An 18,712-nucleotide genomic window follows, 5' to 3' on the forward strand; every position below is an offset into this window, starting at 1 on the left:
ACAATCACCGGTCTAAACACACCGTCTTCATTTGTAGGAGTTGTACGAGAAGTATCGGTAAAGTTCAAATTTGTTCTTACATCTTTAATCAATCCATCACGGTCATTAAAGGTATCAATAGCACGTTCTTGGTTATTGAGAGTTTCCCCCGCAGCCGTTTCATCTTCACCTGCAGTTTGACCGTCTCGTAAATCAGTTTCAACATTTGTCACATTTCCACCAGCTAAAGCAAGCGCTTCTTTGACAGAATTCACATAAACAACAGCATCCTCATGGCTAAAGATACCTTTGAGTAGAGACGTATCGAAATTAAGTGCACCATTTCCAGCGATTACGAGATCACCAGCCCCTTGTAGAGTCACATCAATAACAATTTGAGCATTATTAGGATTACTTTTTGCACCATAAACCAATTCACCTTCATGAATCGCTTCACCCGCTTTTAACTGATGAATGTTCCCTTTTGCATCTTTTACAAAAAAAGTACCGTGCTCCAAAGATTTTACGTATCCAATAACTCGTGCCATGATGATCCCCTACTGATGAGAAATTTTATATTCTCAATTGTAGCGCAGAGACAAAAACAAGTCTATTGTACTTAGGTACTAATTATGAAGAAAATTAGGTATGGAGGAGAAGAGAGAGGGCTAAACGATCTTTTACATCGAGTTTTTGATAGATGGAAGTTGCATGGGCTTTAACAGTTCGAACAGTTATATCTAATGCATCAGAAATCTCTTGATGTGTTGCTCCATCACCGAGCATAATAGCAACTTCACGTTCACGCTGACTCAGAGCATCCAATATTGTTAATGATTTCTCTTTTGTGTCGTTATGATCATGTATTTGTGAAATCATCAGCGTAATAAAATCGGGATGGAGCCAGATTTTACCCTCTTCCAATGCTTGATATACAGAATGTAGATGTGATTCATGCATCATTGCATTGCCATATCCCATTGCCCCTAATGATAAATATTTTTGTGCTTCATTAAAATTAGGAGTCATTGAAAGAACCATTACGTGATGTTTAAAAAAAATGTTCAATACATCATCAGAAAGATTATTCAAAACACGGTCTAACACCATGATAATAGATGGCGACTCAATCTCCGATGAAAAAGCAGAAAGCGTTGTAGGGCGCAAAGAGCTTAAAATCCCAATCCATCGACTACGTAGCGTTATATCATCCGATATTAAATACAACTTCATTTATCGCTCCGTAAACGTATATTGTTTAGCTTTTAAAATTGGTTTTAAAATGTATTCTAAAACTGTTTTTTCGCCCGTTATAATATCAACATTGATCATCATCCCCGGGATAATTTTAAGCGGTTTTTCTTTGCTTCCAAGATATTTTTTATCCGTTTGAATTTTGACGACATAATAAACATTGTCATTTTTATCGGTAACGGTATCAGGACTGATCGTTACCACTTTTCCATGCAACGACCCATAAAGAGAGAAATCGTATGCGGTCACTTTTACAATCGCATCTTGCCCTGGATAGATAAAGGCGATATCAGCAGGTTTAACTTTTGCTTCCGCTAACAATCCCCCCTCAGTCGGGACGATTTCGATGAGATTATCACCCGGTTTTATCACTCCACCGACCGTATTGACATATAGTTTTTGAACGATACCATTAATCGGAGATTTAATAACTGTACGGGTCACTTGATCGGCTAAAGCGGAACTTTCAGCACCTACACGGCTGTACTCCGTTTCGGCTTCATTCAACTCCATTTGCGCCCTCATCGTAAACTCAGAACGCACCTCACGCATCTTACTGCTCATCTCATTGATTGCTGCATTAAGTCTTGGAATAGAAGAAAGCACCGCGTTATAGCGCTCACTAACGTCACTTAGCTCACGTTGTAGCTTTAAAAATTCGACACGAGGCTTAATTCCCTGAGCCACCATCGGTTCAGAAATCGCTACCTCTTCACGGATCAGAGCAAGCGCACGTTTTTGCTCCATAATACGCCCTTGAGCTTCGATTTTTTCATTTTGTTTTTGTGCTAATTGATCGTTTAATGCTGAAATTTGAGAACGAAGACGTTCCTGATTTGAGCTGTAAACACTCCGCTCTTGCATAATCTGCATTGGAATTTTTGCAATATCAGCTGGCGTTGGAGAAAAAGCAGTTCCTGAAGATTCTGCACGAAGACGAACAATTTTTGCTCGAAGTTCGGCTGATTTGAACTGAGAACTTTCATAAGTAGAGGAGGATTTTAGATTGTCAACACGAAGTAGTATATCATCCGCTTTAACTTTTTGACCCTCTTTAACCATAATGGCACTTACCATACCACCTTCTAGGTGCTGAATCATCTGATTTTCACCGCCAGGGATAACTTTCCCATCACCACGTACGATTTCATCAATAGGTGAAAGTGCTGCCCATAGTAAAACAAAAACGACGGTTATCATCCAAAACAAAAGGACAGAACGTAAACGTGAGGGAGTATCTTCTAAAACAGCGGCAGAAACACTGCGCATAAACTGATAATCATTGGCGTCAAAAGAGAAGCGTTTTTTTTCACTCATACGACACCTCCTGAAAGTTTAGCGATTACCTGTTCTCGCGGACCGTCCAAATAGACCTGTCCTTCATTCATTACGATAATGCGATCAACAAGCGGTAAAATCGTATTTTTTTGAGTAATCAAAATAGCCGTTTTATCCTCTAAATAGCTTTTTAGATTCGCAATCAGGCGATTTTCGCTCAACTGATCCATAGCATTTGTCGGCTCGTCCATGATTATGATTGGAGATTCGAATAACAGTGCACGAGCAATACCAATACTCTGACGTTGACCTCCGGAGAGCCCCATCCCCCGCTCACCTATTGGCATTTCATACCCTTGCGGATGTTTGCGGATAAACTCATCTGCACCCGAAATGACTGAAGCACGAATCATTTGTTCATCACTCGCACGGGTAGAACGGTACGCGATGTTATCTTTTACGCTTCCTTTAAATAAAGTAATATCTTGAGAAACATAAGCAATATTTTTGCGCAAATCTGCCGGATCAACTTGTTTAATATCGATACCATCGAGCAAAATAGATCCATCGGTAGGCTCATAAAGATGAAGTAGAAGTTTTGAGATGGTGCTCTTCCCTGAACCGATTCTTCCGATAATTGCCACTTTTTCACCTGGTTTGACCGAAAATGAGATATTTTTGAGGGCACTGTGATTCGATTCATCATAGGAAAAACTGACATTTTTAAATTCAATCTCCCCTTTGAGTTCTGGACGGGTAATGAACTTTTTCCCATACGGACGTTCAGAAGGCTGAGAAATTATCCCCTCAATCGCATCGTACGCAGCTTTTGCATCGGAATAATTCGCGATCAACGCTGCAGCTTGTCCCATTGGAGCTACGGTTCGTCCGGCGATGATAATAATGGCGATAAGACCACCCATAGTAAGTTCATGCTCACCAATCAAATAGACACCTACAATAACCAAAAGAACAGTAGTAAGCTGAGTTAAAAAACCGGTTACGGTACTAATAGAGGTGGAGATCAATCGAGATTTCAAACTCCTCTGAGCAATCTCACCAGTTGCCTCTTCCCATGCCCATTGAACCTGACCTGTAGCTCCAAGAGTCTTAAGGGTTTCAATGTTTTGAAGTGCCTCGATGAGAATTGAGCTTTTGGCAGCAGAGGCTTTATGTGTCTCTTCAATACTCTCACGAAGGGGATTTCGCATAAAAAGGGCATAAGCAAGAATTAGAAGCATCATCACGATAGGAACTACTACCATCCAACCGCCAATATAGCCAATCACTAATAAAAATAAAAGTGCGAAGGGAAAATCAACCAATGCAGTGAGGGTAGCATTAGTTAAAAAAGAACGAATCGAATCAAAATCTTTAAGATTACTTGCAAACGATCCCACAGATTTAGGATGAGACGCCATTTTAAGATCAAGTACCTTTTCAAAAATAATCGATGACATAATAATGTCACTTTTTTTACCCGCACTCTCTAAAAGCATCGCACGGGTAAATTTTAAAAACGTATCGAGTACATAAACTACCAACACTCCAATAGCAAACACCCAGAGGGTTTCAGTTGCGTTGTTAGGAATAACACGGTCATAAACACTCATTGTAAACAGCGGGCTTGCTAAAACGAACAAATTGACCAGAACTGTTGCATAAATAACGTCTCGATAGATGTTTTTGGAAAGCTTTAGGGTATCCCAGAACCAATGTTTGTGTTTAATATTAAGAGTAAGAGAATCACTTTCATTGTATACGAAAGGTTTTTTGACTAGAAAAGCAAATCCCGTATACTCTTGCTCCAACATTTCAAAAGGTATTGTCTCTTCAATCGCTTCTTCTGCAGGAAGGATGATTTTACATTTTTTTCGATCAGGTGAAATAGAATCTAAAATACACGCATGTGAATTTTCTAATAATAAAATCATCGGAAGCTGTAAGGCGGAAATATCAGAAAGCTTGCGATTTACGAGGGTACTTTTCAATCCGGCGCGACTTGCCGCACGTGCAAAAAGTCCTTTGGAAGATTTAAGGCTAAAGAGACGTAAAGCTCCACCCCAAGGGGCAACTGGCAGACCAGCCATCAGAGCTTCAGCGGTAAAAGGTTTATGATAGAGTTGGGTAAATAAAACTAAACATTGCAAGAGTGGATCAACACCAAACGCAGCTCCTTCCGGATCTGCAATCCGTGATTCTAATTCTTCATTCATTCACAAAAACCTTATTGGAAAATAGAATATTACGTAACTATGACGAAATAAATATTATATTATTCACCATCTCTTTTATATTTATCGATTTTACGATCAGCAAAAATCAAAATTTCAACATTATCATCATTGTCCAGACGATTATCTAAAACGTTCAATCCAACTTTTTGCGTGTGCGTATCAGCTTTTGAACCTAAAACATTTTGAACCATAGAACCCATCGCATCTAAAATACGATAATGGGCAAACAAAAGATCATTTTCGGCACGCACTATCTGCGATTGTGCTGCTACATGATCGTTTTGAGCAACCAAAAGATCGAGCAAGGTACGACGACCTAAGTCATACTCTTTTTGATAAAGCTCAAGCGTTTTAGCACTGGTCACTTCGTAACGTTTTAAATGCTCAAGTTGCTCACTAAGATATTGTTTTGCGGTCCAAGAAAGCTGTCCTTGTTCGTCTAACTTACGGATTGTTTCTCGTTTATTTTCGCCCTCTTGATAGATTTTGCTCAGATTTTTTTGAATCTGTGCTTCATCGGCACCGCCACGGTAAAGATTGTAATTCAAAGTAAGTCCGATTTTAGTACGGTCATCCTTTCCTTCCAATCCTCCGACATCATTTGACCAGCTTTGGCGTGCAAATGCGTCAATTTTAGGGTAATAATGTTTATATGATGCTTCTTTTTGCGCATGTGCAGCTTTAATATTATACTCACTCACTAAAACAGAGGGATTGTGCGCACGAGCATAATTTTTCATCTCTTCCAATGAAGAAGGAAGTGTTCCTTGAAAGTTACCGTCTTGGAGTTCTTCTGCTTTTACCTGACGCCCTAAAACCCGCTCTAGATTAAATAATGCATCATCCAGATTATTTTTTGCAACCACATAGTTTGATTTTGCCAGTGATAAAGAAGTATCCGCTTTTTCAGACTCAGAACGGGTTGTCATCCCTGCTTCGTAAAGCTTGTTAACTTTGGTATAAATGTCATTATTGAAATCAACATTTGATTTGGCTATGCACAGCAAATCTTTCGCTTTCAGCGCATTTATATAAGTATTTGTAAAATTATAAGCCGCATCATTCGCATTTTCAATATAATGATTTGCCGCTGCTAAAATACGGGCTTTATTATAATCAGCTTCATAAATAGTGCCAAAACCGTTAAATAAGTTTTGGGTCAATTGCAAAGAGTGCTCATACGATGTCAATGAACGGCTAGCAAAACCGGTACTTGGTGATTTTGTTTTCTCTCTCGCGATACTTCCAGAATAATCAAGTGTCGGAAGATATTGCGCTTCAGTTGTCCGTAAATCTTCAAGTGTAGAACGATAGTTATGTAACCGTTCTAAAACGACAGGATGGGTTGAAAGAACTTCATCAACTCCCTCTTGCAGTGTCAAAGCATGAAGCGCAGAAAAAGCACTCAATGATAGCATGACAACAACTTTTGAAACAACTCTATTGCGCTTTAGTAGCATTCTAATTCTCCCAGTTTACGGCTTATTCAGTTTAATGTTTTTTTTCAGGACATCGATTATATCCACTTTAATTGCTATATCAAAATTCTATTTTAAATCGTCAACTTCAGAAATTATAGTCTCTCCACATCTCATCTATATCGTAAATTTAAAAAAAATATTCTCAATATAACAATTTTTAACCTTTAGAACTGTTTTATAGTCAACATTATAACAGGTAATTGTAGTCCAATTGTTACTTTAATAGTTCAAATTGTGCCTAAAAAAGTTAAAAATGAGCCAACTAAAATTATACTAGCTTAAATCAAATACAATTCAACCAAGGATATAGAGGTTTTTAATGAAATTTATCTTGATATTTTTATCAATATTTTCCACTCTTTGGTCACAAAAAAATTTAGAAAAAGTCTCTCTGCAATTGGATTGGAAATACCAATACGAATTTGCCGGTTTTATCGCGGCAAAAGAGAAAGGGTTCTACCGTAATGCAGGACTTGATGTTGAACTACGTGAATACCAAAACGATATCGATACTGCCACCGATATTTTAAATCGAAAAGCTACCTATGGATCTTACAATACTAGCATTATCGTTTCAAATAACAAACCGGCACCGATTGTTTTACTTGGTACCTACTATCAACGTTCTCCTCTTATTTTTGTTGTCCGAAAAGGGATAAACAACCCTGCAGATTTGATTGGTAAAAGAATTATGTGTACTAAAGATGAGTTTCGTTCTTCATCTCTCGGACTGATGCTGAACCATTTTGATATTTCTCCCAATAATGCTACTTTTTTAAACCATACTTTTAACATTCGTGATTTTATTGACGGTAAAACCGATGTTATGTCTGTTTTTCGTTCAAACCAACTTTACGAGCTTGATCGTCTTCACATCCCCTACACTATTCTTGACCCTTTCGATTACGGATTCATGATGAGTGCCGTAAACGTTTTTACCTCACGCAGCGAAGCTCTTGAAAATCCGGAAAGGACTCAACGATTCATTGATGCCAGTAATCAAGGGTGGCAATATGCACTCGATCATCCTAACGAAATAATCGAATTGCTCCTAAAAAAATATCACACCGGGAAATCACGTGATGCACTTATGTACGAATATAAAGTGACTAAAAAAATGATGATGACCGATTTTTATCCCATAGGGCAAGCGAATGAAGAGCTAACAAACCGTGCCTACAAGCAATTGGTTCAATCAGGGAGACTATTACCAGATCAACCCCTCGGAAAATTCATGCTCAAAGACGTTATTGCTTCGACTCAAGGTATTCGGCTTTCAACGGTACAAAAACAATATTTACTTACTAAAAAAGAGATAGTAATGTGTGTGGATCCTGAGTGGTATCCGTTTGAAGCGATACGAAATAATCAGCATATAGGTATTGCAGCAGATGTGATAAGGGAGTTTGAAAAACAACTTGGTGTCCCTATCAATTTTCTCCCAGTCGCTACATGGAACGAATCGATAGAACATGCTAAAAAAAGAGAATGCGATATATTCTCTCTCGCTTCGAGTACTCCAGAACGGCTCAAATATATGAATTTCACTTCCCCCTACGTTACCCTTCCCATTGTTATGGCAACCAAAATTGATAAGCCCTTCACTGAAGATATTACTACACTAAAAAAAGAAACACTGGGGGTCGTCAAAGGATACGCAATCGTTGAACAGTTAAAAACAACCTATCCGGAACTCAATCTTGTCGAAGTCAAATCAATTACTGATGGACTGAACCTTGTCGAATCGGGAGAACTTTATGGTTATCTTGACAACCTCATGGTTGTCTCTTCCTACATTCAAAAAGAGCATACGGGAACACTGAAAGTCTCCTCCAGGCTAAGAGAAAAAGTCTCATTATCTGTAGGAACTCGCAATGATGAGCCTATACTACACGATATCTTTGAAAAACTGGTTAACGGAATCAATCCAGTAACAGTGCAAAAAATATACAACCGTTATGCCCCACTCATCAGCGAACGAAATCCTTATGGTGTAATAATAATCAGGATGCTAGAAATTGTTGCCCTGATTAGTATGGTCATGATTGTATGGAATATTCTTCTAAGAAAAAAAATCAAAGAGGCAGTAGCTCAAAATCTAACGCAATCCAATATCGTTTTACAGAAAAGTAAACAAGCTGAAATCGGAAATTTAATCGGCAATATTTCCCATCAGTGGCGTGAACCTCTCTCCAAGCTCAGTTCCATCAATCTTCTTACTATTGCAAAGCTGAAAACCAAACAGAGTATTGACGAAAACCTACTTCTTAAACAATGTGACGAGATTGAAAAAACAATCGATTTTATGTCCCATACAATGCAAAACTTTCTCGAATTTTACAAAAAAAGCGATGTTTCCGCCCCGTTTAATATCATCGAGTCCATTCAAGGTTCTCTTTTTATTATAGAAACAAAGCTTTTAGATAATGGAATAATAATAACCATAAAGGGAGATAAAAACATTGTAATTTCAGGGATAAAAAATGAGTGGATGCAAGTCTGGCTCAATCTGATAAACAATGCGATCGAAGTACTCAAAAAACGACAAATACCCCATCCTGAAATCATCATTCACATTACGGACAAAGAAGTCTCTTTTTGTGATAATGGAGGCGGAATGGATTTGAATGCTCCCATCAACGGTTTAGGGCTACAAATGTGCTCTGAGATTGCCGCTAAATATGATGCGAAATTGGAACTTAGCAATGGGAACATGGGTTTGTGTGCACGAGTTCAACTAGGCTAAACCTTCTCTTAAGTTTTTAGCCGATACCCAATATCTGGGAGCGTGTAGATGAAATTTTTACCGAAACGGCGGCGAATACGTAAAATGAAATTAGTAATCGCTGAATCTGACATCACTTCAAACTGCCAAACCGCTGCATTAATCATCTCTTTGGTAATAAGTCGGTCCCTATTTTGGGCGAGAAGTTCCATAAAAAGTGCCTCTTTTTTGTTAAGGTTATATCCTTCCCCCTCTTTATGTAAACACTTATTTTCGGTATCGTAATACCAACCCTCTTTTAACTCTATTTTTTTTATTTGATAGGAATCAATAACTTCAAGACAGCTTATTAAGGCATCAATAAGCGTTTCATATTTTATTGGTTTAAGTAAATAGGCAGTTAATCTCAGTGGAATAGCACGAAACAAAAATTCTTCATCTTTATGACCGCTAATGATAAGGATGGGAGTTGCACTATTTTTTTCTCTAAAATCGCGTATAAAATTAAGACCGTTTTCATTTTTTAGTTTAACATCGCAAATAATAATGTCTATAGCATCAGAATGGAGAATTTGATGTGCTTCAGATATATTTTTAGCATGATAAACACTACGAACAAAAACTTGCAATAAAGCAATGGTGTTAGCAGCAAATTCGACATTATCTTCAAGAAAAAGGATCGTTTTGTCTTTGAGACGTTCTAACATTTCTTATCTCCAAATTCTATAATCTGAAATAGTTTGTTTCATTCTAGCTTACTCGTATCGCAAATGAATCGCAGAATAAATATGCACTGAATTTGAACTTTTGAACTACAATTTGTATGCTACAATGACGATAATAATAAAAAAACCAAAGATCAAAGGAATCTTCTCTTCTATGAAAAATCCATTATTTAATTTACACACTGCACTTGCCCTTTCAGCATTACTAATGGGATCTGTGGTGAATATTCAAGCAGCAGAGCAAAATATCACGTATTTTGACGGCGAACAGAACCGTACAATGTCCGTTGCTGCTGAGAGTTTTGCACCTAAGCATCCAGATTGCTGTTTAGAGAAAAAAAGTACGCCTATCACCTCTTCAGTTCCGGTGACTGTGGTAGCTCCAGCGGTTCAAAGTGAAGGGGATGCTGATGCTGACAGTGTCTTTGATTCAAAAGATCAGTGTCCTGATACCCCAAAAGGGTATCAAGTAGATGCTAAAGGGTGCCCAAAAAGTGTCACACTCCACCTGAATTTTGCCTTTGCGTCAAACCTTATCCCTACCTCAGCTGCTCAAGATGTAATCGATCTCACCAATTTTATGAAGAATAACCCTGCCTCGAATATCTCGATTGTAGGACATACGGATATTATCGGAAATGATGAGCGAAATCAACCTCGTTCTGAAGCACGTGCACGTGCATTAGCCGACAGATTAATCACGAAAGGTATTGATGCTAATCGTATCAAAACATCAGGGAAAGGTTCTAAAGAACCAATCGCAACCAATAATACTGATGCAGGACGTGCTCAAAATCGCCGTATCGAAATCGAAATCCGGTAAAATATCTGCCGCATAATCTCCACTCTAGGAGATTACTATCTGATCTTACAATTCAAAATAATTTTTTGCTGCCTCTTTTAAGCGATGGTAAATTGTCTCGAAATCAGTTGAGTAAACTCTTGTTTGGGCGATCGAGGTAATAAAATTCGTATCTCTTTCCCATCGTGGTACTACATGCAGGTGAATATGTTCTGCAATACCCGCACCTCCTGCACGCCCGAGATTCATCCCAATATTTACACCGTGCGCACCAAAAGATTCTTTGAGCATCCGGACACCGCGTTGTGCCAACGCACTCATGTGAATCCATATTTGCGGATCAAGTGCTTCAAGCGCATCCGTATGTTCGTGAGGGATAATCATAAAATGGCCTGGGGTATAAGGATAGCGGTTCATGACAATAAAACAGTGCTCATCACGATACAAAACATGAAGTGATTCATCCTCGTTAGCATGTGTACTGATATGACAAAATACACACCCTTCTATTTTTTCACCACTCACATAATCGTTACGCCATGGGGCGTATAAAATCTCATTTTCCATCATTCTCTCCTACACAAATGAAAATACTAGGTTGGGAAAGCTCATGACTAACGCTAACGCAACTATCTGTAAAAGGACAAAAGGGATAATACCCCGATAGATTTGCCCTGATGTGACTGAATCTCCGGCGGCACCTTTGACAAAAAAGAGTGAAAGTCCAAAAGGCGGGGTCAGAAATGAGGTTTGAAGATTCATCGCAATCAAAATAGCAAACCACAACGGATCGATCCCATAAGCGTGCATTACCGGAAGTAAAATAGGAACGATAATAAAAGAAATTTCGATAAAATCAATAAAGAACCCGAGAATAAAAATAACCAACATCGCAATAAAGATAAACATCCATGCGCTACTGACGTTATTGCCGAAAAACTCGATGATCTGATCGGTTCCGCCCAGTTCGTTAAAAACAAGACTAAACGCCGTTGCCCCGATCAAAATCATAAAGATCATACCACTAAGCTTTAGTGTCTCACGCAACGATTGTCGCAACATCGTGCGTGTGAGTGTTTTATTGAGTAGGGAGATAATCAACGCACCGATAACCCCGAAAGCTGCCGATTCACTGGGTGAAGCTATTCCGCTAAAAATAGACCCTAAAACGATAATCATGAGAAGCAGCATCGGTGTTATCGCCCAAACCAAAGAAACAAACGATCCGTGATGATCCTCATCTCGCAACGGAGGTGCCATGTGCGGCTTAAGGTGTGCTATAACCACAATGTAGATGATGTACAAAGCCACCAAAAGGAGCCCCGGCAACATGGCTCCTGCGAACAGATCCCCCACACTGATATTCATGACATCGCCCAAAATAATCAAAATAACAGAAGGGGGGATAATTTGTCCAAGGGTACCGCTTGCGGCGATCGTACCGCTTGAAAGCTCTTTAGAATACCCCGCACGTATCATGAGCGGTAAAGCGATCAAAGACATCATCACAACCGAGGCACTGACAATGCCCATCGTTGCCGCAAGAATCGCCCCCACAAGAACGACACTAACGGCGAGTCCCCCCTTGAGCGTACCAAACATCGACGTCATCGCTATCAACAGTTTTTCTGCGGTACCTGAGCGTTCCAATAACAATCCCATTAAAATAAACAGTGGAACCGCCATTAAGGTTGAGTTGCTCATAATGCCATAAATACGAAACGGTAATACGTTAAAAACTTCTAACCCGATCTCCGGTGAGAGTAATGCCGCCGCCAATGCGGCACCTCCAAACACAAATGCCACCGGAATACCGACACCCAAAAGAGCCAAGGCGATAAAAAGCATGATAATCGCCATAATCTAAACCCCTCTCACTGTGTTGTACGATGCAACAATAACCCGTAAGGTTTGAACCATCATCAAGATAAAAGCGATGGGGACAAATGACTTGATAATAAATCGATAAGGTAAGCCCCCCGGATCAGCAGATGCTTCCATCTGCGAAAAACTAAGCTGAACGAAATCAATGCCTAAATAAATGATCAATAATGAAAAAGGGAGAACAAAGAACAATGAACCTAAAAGATTGACGATTGCTTTCGTTTTTGGGCTAAAATGTTCATAGAAAATATCAACACGAACGTGTCCATCATGGGAAAAGGTATAGGCAATCGAAAGGAGAATAATCACATCAAAAAGATGCCATTCTAATTCTTGCAGGGCAAGTGAACCTGAGTGAAATAGATACCGTACGGTTGCATCATAAACGATTAAAAGAACCAATAAAATAAGAGCAGCGGCAGCACTCTTACCGCTCCAATCGATCAACCGGACAAAGAGGCGCATTAGATAAAATTCGGTGCGTCATTGGCGAAAAGGATGATATCCCCTGCGCGGGTCACTTCACCGAGGACTTTAACCATTTGCGATTTATCGGCTAACATAATATTTTGATGCACACTCAACTCTTTTTCAAATAAAGCGGCATTCAAGGAACCGGTAATAATCGCAATATCAAAAACACTATTGATCGCGTGAATCAATTGTACATTCAGTGCTTCCGTACTCTCTACCAATCCAGGGGTAACGATCACTTTTCGTCCTTCATGAAGAGAACAAAGACGAATCCCCTCTAACATCCCATCGATATTCCCGTTGTAGCCATCATCAAGGATGATTTTGCCTCCGGCATCGATCCGCTCTAGTCGGTGTTCAACGCTTTTAAGATTTTTGACCGCAGAAATGATCTCCTCATTCTTCATTCCCATCTCTTGTGCGATTAATATCGCTGCATTAATGTTGATCGTTTGGAAACCGCCAAGAACTGACGTATGAAAATGGGTTACTTCATCGGCAACCTTTAGATCAAAATCAATCCCCTCTAGCGTTGCTTCTAAATTTTGAATATCATCTCCGAAAAAAGTCACTTTATCATGAGGCTCATCGGTTACAGAGGTATGGATGAATGCTCGGCTCAAGCGATCAGAATGGATAATCTCAAGTTTGGTCCGTTGAATACGTTCAAGTGTTTTGAAATATTCCAAGTGCTGAGGCCCAACTTTCCCTACTACGACGATTTGAGGGTGTAATAATTGTGCAATAGCGTAAATATCACCCACTTCACGCGCTCCTGCTTCACATACATACACTTGGGTATTGGAAGGGAGAGCTTCATTTACATCTCGAATGATTCCGCCGAGCGTATTGACACTGCGCGGGGTTGCATAAACATTAAATTTTTCTCCCAACACTTGTGCGATAAAATTTTTCATCGATGTTTTTCCGTAGCTACCGGTTACACAAATAATTTTTAGCTCACTCATCTGAGCAATTTTACGTTTAGCCTGTTTTTTATACGCTTCAAACAAAAATTTCTCGATTGCCCAAGAACCAAGATACGTCATTAAAAGCGGTAAAAAGACTCCGAACAGTTCACATCCCTCTTTAAGACTACAAAGGATATTTTGAAATACGGTTAATGAAAAAAGGAGAATCAAAAACCGCTTGACTCGCCATGTTAAAACAACTTTTTTATCCAATTTACGGTGCCACATGATAATCGAGGGGAGAACCGCGAAAAAGAAGAAAATAGCAAAGAATTTTCCCGTTGTGTAATACGCAACAAACGGAACGATAAAATAAACGACATGCCACCATGTTTTATGGTGACGTAACACAACCCGCTCAATCCGATAATCGTACCATTGAAGATTGGTAATCAAATACCATCCGAGAGTCATTACAAAAATGATATTAGTAAAAAATGCCCCAATTTGCATCAAATCCATTGTGTTTCCTTAGTGTTCTAAACTTTTTAAAACGATTTTCTCAATCTCTTTGGCTACCGTAGCACCCTGTTCCAAAAAGAAATAGTGGTCTCCGTCGAATTCAACAACCTGTGAATCATTAATCAGTTCAGCGATTTTATAGGCTGTCCACATCGGTGTTGCAGTGTCCTGACGACCGAAACAGAGCAATGCTTTTCCTTTAAATGCTCGAAACTTCTCACTAAAATCTTCATTCACAACACTTTTAAACGTCTCATACATCGGCTGAGAGAGGCCCTGTGCATCGGGAGCGATAAAAAAGCGACGAAGCTGTGTCAAACCGGTCACTTTTAAGAGTTTAAAAAGAGCAATTTTTACCCGTATTTTTAACGGTTTAGGGACCAATATCCCCGCAGAACCAACCAATACCAAGATATCCGGGTGCAACAGCGTCGCCACTTTCCCGCCGAATGAGTGTCCGAGAATAACCGTTTTATCCGCTTCGATCATTGAAAGAAAGGATTCTAAAATCGTAGCGTAGTCTTCGGTGGTCAGTGCCATATTACAGGTACTGTTTCCAAACCCAGGCATATCGATGTAGATATGGCGAAACTGCTTCAACTGTTCAGCAAATGCATGTTTCATCAAATTTTTATGCGATCCCCACCCATGTAAAAAAATCAAATCGATCTGAGCGGTGGGGTTCAGTATCTCATAACTGATCGAAAAGGTGTGCTGTTTGTATTGGAGAGACTTTACTGCCACGCTTATTTACCTTTGGCGCTGGAAATCGAGTGGATATAGTCATAATTGACACGGATTGCTTTTTTGTACGGAAGCGCCCCTAACAATTTTTGAACCGAACCGCTAAAATTATCAAATAAATAATTGGCCATTGATCCTGGGATTGGATTCACTTCATTGAGATACACTTCACCCTCAATTTCAAAGAAGTCACAACGAATGATAGCCCCCTCAAACAAAGGGAGATAAATTTTAGCAAATGACTCACGCAATTGGCCAACCAACGCTTCACTCACTTCAGCATGCTCGACACTTCCTGAGCGAGAAAAATCGAGGTATTTTTTCTCGAAATCTAAAAATTCAGCTTTTTGCGGCTCTTCTACAATCGAATACGTGATCTCTCCGCGTGCGCTAAAACCGGCCAAATTGTATTCTTTAACCCCAGAGATAAACGGTTCAATCAACACAACCTCATCAAATTCAAACGCAACATCCAACGCATAATCCAACTCCTGAGCTTCACGAACAATACTCACACCGATAGAACTGCCCAAACGAGCGGGCTTAATGATAAACGGATAAGGGGTAGTGAGTTGGCGCTGGTCATTTTTATGCAACACTTCAAAAGGGAGTGTTTTTACCCCGACTGACGCGGCAAACCATTTGGTGTAATGTTTGTCAAAACTGAGCATCGCCGCTTCTTTTCGTGGACCGATAAAAGGGATCGAGTAAAAATCAAACATACTTGCCAGAGTACCGTCTTCACCATCTCCACCGTGAATGAGATTTAAAATAGGCATTTCATATTTTTTTGATCCAAACATTCCACGTTGCTCAAAACCGCCATTGACCATAAAGAGTTGCCCCATTTTTTTGTGCTCGCCGCGCGAAAAAGTGATCGCTTTCATTTTTGAGGAATCAATCAGGTAAAATTTATGATCTTGATCACAAAATATGAAGCTTAAATCAAAAGTCGATTCAAGTTTTCCTTTTACAGTAATCGCGCTAACGATGCTGATTTCGTGTTCATAACTTGCTCCGCCGAATACAATAGCCATTTTCATTTCTAATATCCTTAAAGTTTTTGTAATTGTTTCAACGCATCTTTAACCAGCGTTGGAGTGTCCGTCGCAAGCGATCCGCTCAGCGCTTTAGCAATCTGTTCTTTTTTAAATCCAAGTGACTCTAACGCCATCATTGCCTCCGTTGTTGACGAATTGGCTAATGGAGCCGAGTTTAACAGTATTGCATCGAAACCGGCTAATTCCACCATAATCCGAGCCGCGCTTTTGGGTCCGATTCCCGGAACTTTTTTCAGTGCATTGACATCTTTAGATGAAATAATACCCGCAAACTGCTCCGGCGTAAAGGTGCTACAGATTGCAAGAGCAGCTTTTGGACCGATTCCGTTGATTTTTAGCATCCCTTCAAAGAGAACTTTTTCACTTTTTTGAGAAAATCCGTACAGTTGCTGAGCATCTTCACGAATAACATGATGGATGTGCAAACGTACTTTATCGGAGCCAATCGTGCTGTAGGTATGCAGTGAAATAAACACCTCATAAATGACACTATTGACATTCAAATGGAGCGATGTCGGTTCTTTGTAATCAATAATTCCTTCTAAACCAATAATCATCGTGTAAGCACCTTAATTGAGAATTCTCCGTCATCATCTTCATATAATCCTAATATCTTTTCGTCCGTATTATGCGGAGGAACATAAAACACCTCGATAGGTGGATCAATCAATTTAAACGTAATTTCGTTGTGATTTTTCCATCGGTCATGATTGATAATTCTCGCATCAAAAATTTCATTTTGCAAAGCCGTATGTTTTTCACTGAGCCAAGCGTATTGATCCTCTTTTGTTTTGAGCTCAGCACGAAGAGAATCCAATTTTTCTTTAAATTGTTGATTTTGTTGATATTTTTGAACGAAAGCTACCGGCATTTTAATCCCGTTCGTTTTGTAGTGTGCTAATTTACGCTTTAAATCTTCCATTGCGGGGGCATTTTCACGCCATGTTTGCTCATACCCACTCAACTCTTTTTGAATATCCCGAATCGCTTCTTTGACGGCTTTCATTTGTAAAGAACGCTCTTCCAGATTTTCAGTGGATTCATTCAACATCGGGTCGATGATAAACTGATTTTCTCCACCCTGAATTTTTTGAATCTCTATGAGATGAGAAGCGGTCATCTTAACATGCGACCCCAACATCTCAATCGTAATCTCACGTGCTCGGATCTTGCCTCCGGTCGCTTGCGTTACCGTTACTTTGTCCGCTTCAACGATACCGTGTTCCAAGCGTGTAATGTGGACATTTTTACCATACGCCGTCCCTTTGTGTATGTTAATCGTTAACTCATCGGCACTGATGATAGCACTTTGATGTACTTGTCCCTCAACAACAGCTTTTTTAGCAGTCACTTTGGCATTTGGACCGATATTACCATCGATGTTGATAACGTTAACCGTAACCTCCATCCCCATACCGATTGCATCTTTGAGTACATCTTTTTCTTTTACGTTGATCGAAACATCCGCATCCAGTTGTGTTTCAATCGAACCGGTCGTTTTAAAACTGATTTCGGTAACGTCTACTTCGGTTTTGATATCGTAAACGCCCCCCTCAAAAGTAACATATCCCCCTGCTCCGGCACGATACTCGATACTCGTAGGGGTATCCAAAACGGCTATCTTTTCTCCGGTTGCAAAAGTAGGCTCATATTTGATCGTCGGCTCTTTTGGAGCGATAAACTCCCCACGACAATTTCGACCGTTTTCCCCCTGCTTAGGTTTTATATACTCGATCAGCAGTTCATCTTTTACGGCGCTCACCAAATAACCCCGTTTTGAATAATCTACGCGTCCATATTCATCCGTATTGTGTTGTTTGGTTTCATAATGGAGGATTAATTTATCATTAACCGTCTCTACCGGCTCATATCCTTGCGCGATTTGATAACGTTCTTGTGCCTCAAATCGAATGCTTTCTTGAACACGGACTTTTGCCAAAAAATCACTTAGGTTTGGGATCATAACCGCATTAAATACACCCACCATGAGATTGGCACGAAGCATTTTTTTATTAACTAAATGAATAAAATCTTCTTGAAAGTTTTCATAATAACTGGCAGTGCTTCCGGCTTTAATCGTCAAATATATTTTGCATAAAGAGCTATTCCCGCCGATAGACATATCGATAGAATCTAGGGTGTGTGGTTCTGTGATCGAGAAAATTTCTATTTCATGTACTTGTTTGAGCTGAAACTTCGAATTGAGAAAATCTGCTTCTTTTAAATCTTTTACTTCATCTGAGGAGAGTTCGAGCCAATCATCCGCCGCATTTTCAGAAACTTTGCTAAAGGTTTGTGTATCGAGAAGATGAAAGTCGAGAGAATTGACAGGAACTTTAAAATTAATAGATGCTTGCAACAGTTCTTTAGCAACATTTGATGTACGCATAACGATAGGTTTAATCTGCGGTATTTCTACCTCATGTTCACCCTCTTTTTTGAACAGCCCCATAATTGATCCTTTTCATCAGTGTGCCTATTTTAATCACTTGTCGGTTAAAATCACGTAAAATTTATTTTGGACTTGCAATAAGACTATGTTTAAATCGATATTCTCCAACTCTTTTGGTATTCTCATCTCCCGTGTTACGGGACTAGGGCGTGATGTTTTGATGACATCCGTGTTGGGTGCGAA

General features: G+C 39.6%; 16 protein-coding genes. 2 read left to right on the forward strand and 14 right to left on the reverse strand.

All coding sequences use genetic code 11. The features are described 5' to 3' along the window. The 5 genes from PHR02_RS09480 to PHR02_RS09500 form a co-directional block, all read right to left on the reverse strand. Nucleotides 1-527 (reverse strand): hypothetical protein (locus PHR02_RS09480; protein WP_299991493.1); only part of this gene is annotated, 527 nt, incomplete at its 3' end. A 94-nt stretch (nucleotides 528-621) separates the two neighbouring features. Further along, entirely contained in the window at nucleotides 622-1,212 is a 591-nt protein-coding gene (locus tag PHR02_RS09485) for a LuxR C-terminal-related transcriptional regulator (protein ID WP_299991496.1), read from the reverse strand. After that, a complete protein-coding gene (locus PHR02_RS09490; RefSeq protein WP_299991498.1) occupies nucleotides 1,213-2,550 on the reverse strand; it encodes an HlyD family type I secretion periplasmic adaptor subunit in 1,338 nt (445 codons plus the stop codon). Further along, a complete protein-coding gene (locus PHR02_RS09495) occupies nucleotides 2,547-4,727 on the reverse strand; it encodes a type I secretion system permease/ATPase (protein ID WP_299991501.1) in 2,181 nt (726 codons plus the stop codon). The genes PHR02_RS09490 and PHR02_RS09495 overlap by 4 nt, the downstream gene beginning before the upstream one ends. A 59-nt stretch (nucleotides 4,728-4,786) precedes the next feature. Then, entirely contained in the window at nucleotides 4,787-6,208 is a 1,422-nt protein-coding gene (locus tag PHR02_RS09500; protein ID WP_299991504.1) for a TolC family outer membrane protein, read from the reverse strand. Between the two features lie 340 nt (nucleotides 6,209-6,548). On the opposite strand from PHR02_RS09500, the gene PHR02_RS09505 reads away from it, so the two are divergent. Further along, nucleotides 6,549-8,975 (forward strand): ABC transporter substrate-binding protein, encoded by a 2,427-nt coding sequence (locus PHR02_RS09505; protein WP_299991506.1) that lies wholly within the window; start codon nucleotides 6,549-6,551, stop codon nucleotides 8,973-8,975. 8 nt (nucleotides 8,976-8,983) lie between these two features. On the opposite strand, the gene PHR02_RS09510 is transcribed toward PHR02_RS09505, so the two are convergent. Beyond that, nucleotides 8,984-9,661 (reverse strand): response regulator, encoded by a 678-nt coding sequence (locus PHR02_RS09510; protein ID WP_299991509.1) that lies wholly within the window; start codon nucleotides 9,659-9,661, stop codon nucleotides 8,984-8,986. Nucleotides 9,662-9,833: 172 nt separating this feature from the next. Between PHR02_RS09510 and PHR02_RS09515 the strand changes: the two genes are divergently transcribed. Then, entirely contained in the window at nucleotides 9,834-10,502 is a 669-nt protein-coding gene (locus PHR02_RS09515) for an OmpA family protein (RefSeq protein ID WP_299991511.1), read from the forward strand. Between the two features lie 45 nt (nucleotides 10,503-10,547). On the opposite strand, the gene PHR02_RS09520 is transcribed toward PHR02_RS09515, so the two are convergent. From PHR02_RS09520 to PHR02_RS09555, 8 genes are read right to left on the reverse strand one after another with little or no spacing between them, the layout of a single operon-like run. Then, on the reverse strand, nucleotides 10,548-11,048 hold the full coding sequence (locus tag PHR02_RS09520; protein WP_299991513.1) for an HIT domain-containing protein: 501 nt from the start codon (nucleotides 11,046-11,048) through the stop codon (nucleotides 10,548-10,550). Between the two features lie 9 nt (nucleotides 11,049-11,057). After that, nucleotides 11,058-12,341: a TRAP transporter large permease subunit gene (locus PHR02_RS09525; RefSeq protein WP_366141184.1), complete on the reverse strand. Its 1,284-nt coding sequence runs from the start codon at nucleotides 12,339-12,341 to the stop codon at nucleotides 11,058-11,060. 3 nt (nucleotides 12,342-12,344) lie between these two features. Then, a complete protein-coding gene (locus tag PHR02_RS09530; protein WP_299991516.1) occupies nucleotides 12,345-12,830 on the reverse strand; it encodes a TRAP transporter small permease subunit in 486 nt (161 codons plus the stop codon). Continuing rightward, nucleotides 12,830-14,272, reverse strand: a complete 1,443-nt coding sequence (gene murF / locus PHR02_RS09535) for a UDP-N-acetylmuramoyl-tripeptide--D-alanyl-D-alanine ligase (protein ID WP_299991518.1) — start codon at nucleotides 14,270-14,272, stop codon at nucleotides 12,830-12,832. Before murF ends, PHR02_RS09530 begins: the two co-directional genes overlap by 1 nt. Nucleotides 14,273-14,281: 9 nt before the next feature. After that, nucleotides 14,282-15,016: an alpha/beta hydrolase gene (locus PHR02_RS09540; RefSeq protein WP_299991520.1), complete on the reverse strand. Its 735-nt coding sequence runs from the start codon at nucleotides 15,014-15,016 to the stop codon at nucleotides 14,282-14,284. Between the two features lie 2 nt (nucleotides 15,017-15,018). Next, nucleotides 15,019-16,059, reverse strand: a complete 1,041-nt coding sequence (locus PHR02_RS09545; RefSeq protein WP_299991523.1) for a D-alanine--D-alanine ligase — start codon at nucleotides 16,057-16,059, stop codon at nucleotides 15,019-15,021. Nucleotides 16,060-16,070: 11 nt separating this feature from the next. Then, complete coding sequence (ruvA, locus tag PHR02_RS09550) at nucleotides 16,071-16,634, reverse strand: Holliday junction branch migration protein RuvA (protein WP_299991526.1); 564 nt, start codon at nucleotides 16,632-16,634, stop codon at nucleotides 16,071-16,073. Beyond that, nucleotides 16,631-18,529 carry a flagellar assembly protein A gene (locus PHR02_RS09555; RefSeq protein ID WP_299991528.1) on the reverse strand — a complete coding sequence of 633 codons (1,899 nt, stop codon included), beginning with the start codon at nucleotides 18,527-18,529 and terminating at the stop codon, nucleotides 16,631-16,633. The genes ruvA and PHR02_RS09555 overlap by 4 nt, the downstream gene beginning before the upstream one ends. Nucleotides 18,530-18,712: the final 183 nt, after the last annotated feature.

Source organism: Sulfuricurvum sp. (genome assembly GCF_028688295.1).
Lineage (GTDB): Bacteria > Campylobacterota > Campylobacteria > Campylobacterales > Sulfurimonadaceae > Sulfuricurvum.

Excerpts from the sequence above, each read along its gene's own strand:
- PHR02_RS09515 (WP_299991511.1), top strand. The coding sequence starts at position 9,834 with ATGAAAAATCCATTATTTAATTTACACACTGCACTTGCCCTTTCAGCA.
- murF (WP_299991518.1), bottom strand. The coding sequence starts at position 14,272 with ATGGATTTGATGCAAATTGGGGCATTTTTTACTAATATCATTTTTGTA.
- PHR02_RS09485 (WP_299991496.1), bottom strand. The coding sequence starts at position 1,212 with ATGAAGTTGTATTTAATATCGGATGATATAACGCTACGTAGTCGATGG.
- PHR02_RS09555 (WP_299991528.1), bottom strand. The coding sequence starts at position 18,529 with ATGGGGCTGTTCAAAAAAGAGGGTGAACATGAGGTAGAAATACCGCAG.
- PHR02_RS09495 (WP_299991501.1), bottom strand. The coding sequence starts at position 4,727 with ATGAATGAAGAATTAGAATCACGGATTGCAGATCCGGAAGGAGCTGCG.
- PHR02_RS09525 (WP_366141184.1), bottom strand. The coding sequence starts at position 12,341 with ATGGCGATTATCATGCTTTTTATCGCCTTGGCTCTTTTGGGTGTCGGT.
- PHR02_RS09505 (WP_299991506.1), top strand. The coding sequence starts at position 6,549 with ATGAAATTTATCTTGATATTTTTATCAATATTTTCCACTCTTTGGTCA.
- PHR02_RS09520 (WP_299991513.1), bottom strand. The coding sequence starts at position 11,048 with ATGGAAAATGAGATTTTATACGCCCCATGGCGTAACGATTATGTGAGT.
- ruvA (WP_299991526.1), bottom strand. The coding sequence starts at position 16,634 with ATGATTATTGGTTTAGAAGGAATTATTGATTACAAAGAACCGACATCG.
- PHR02_RS09530 (WP_299991516.1), bottom strand. The coding sequence starts at position 12,830 with ATGCGCCTCTTTGTCCGGTTGATCGATTGGAGCGGTAAGAGTGCTGCC.
- PHR02_RS09510 (WP_299991509.1), bottom strand. The coding sequence starts at position 9,661 with ATGTTAGAACGTCTCAAAGACAAAACGATCCTTTTTCTTGAAGATAAT.
- PHR02_RS09490 (WP_299991498.1), bottom strand. The coding sequence starts at position 2,550 with ATGAGTGAAAAAAAACGCTTCTCTTTTGACGCCAATGATTATCAGTTT.
- PHR02_RS09545 (WP_299991523.1), bottom strand. The coding sequence starts at position 16,059 with ATGAAAATGGCTATTGTATTCGGCGGAGCAAGTTATGAACACGAAATC.
- PHR02_RS09500 (WP_299991504.1), bottom strand. The coding sequence starts at position 6,208 with ATGCTACTAAAGCGCAATAGAGTTGTTTCAAAAGTTGTTGTCATGCTA.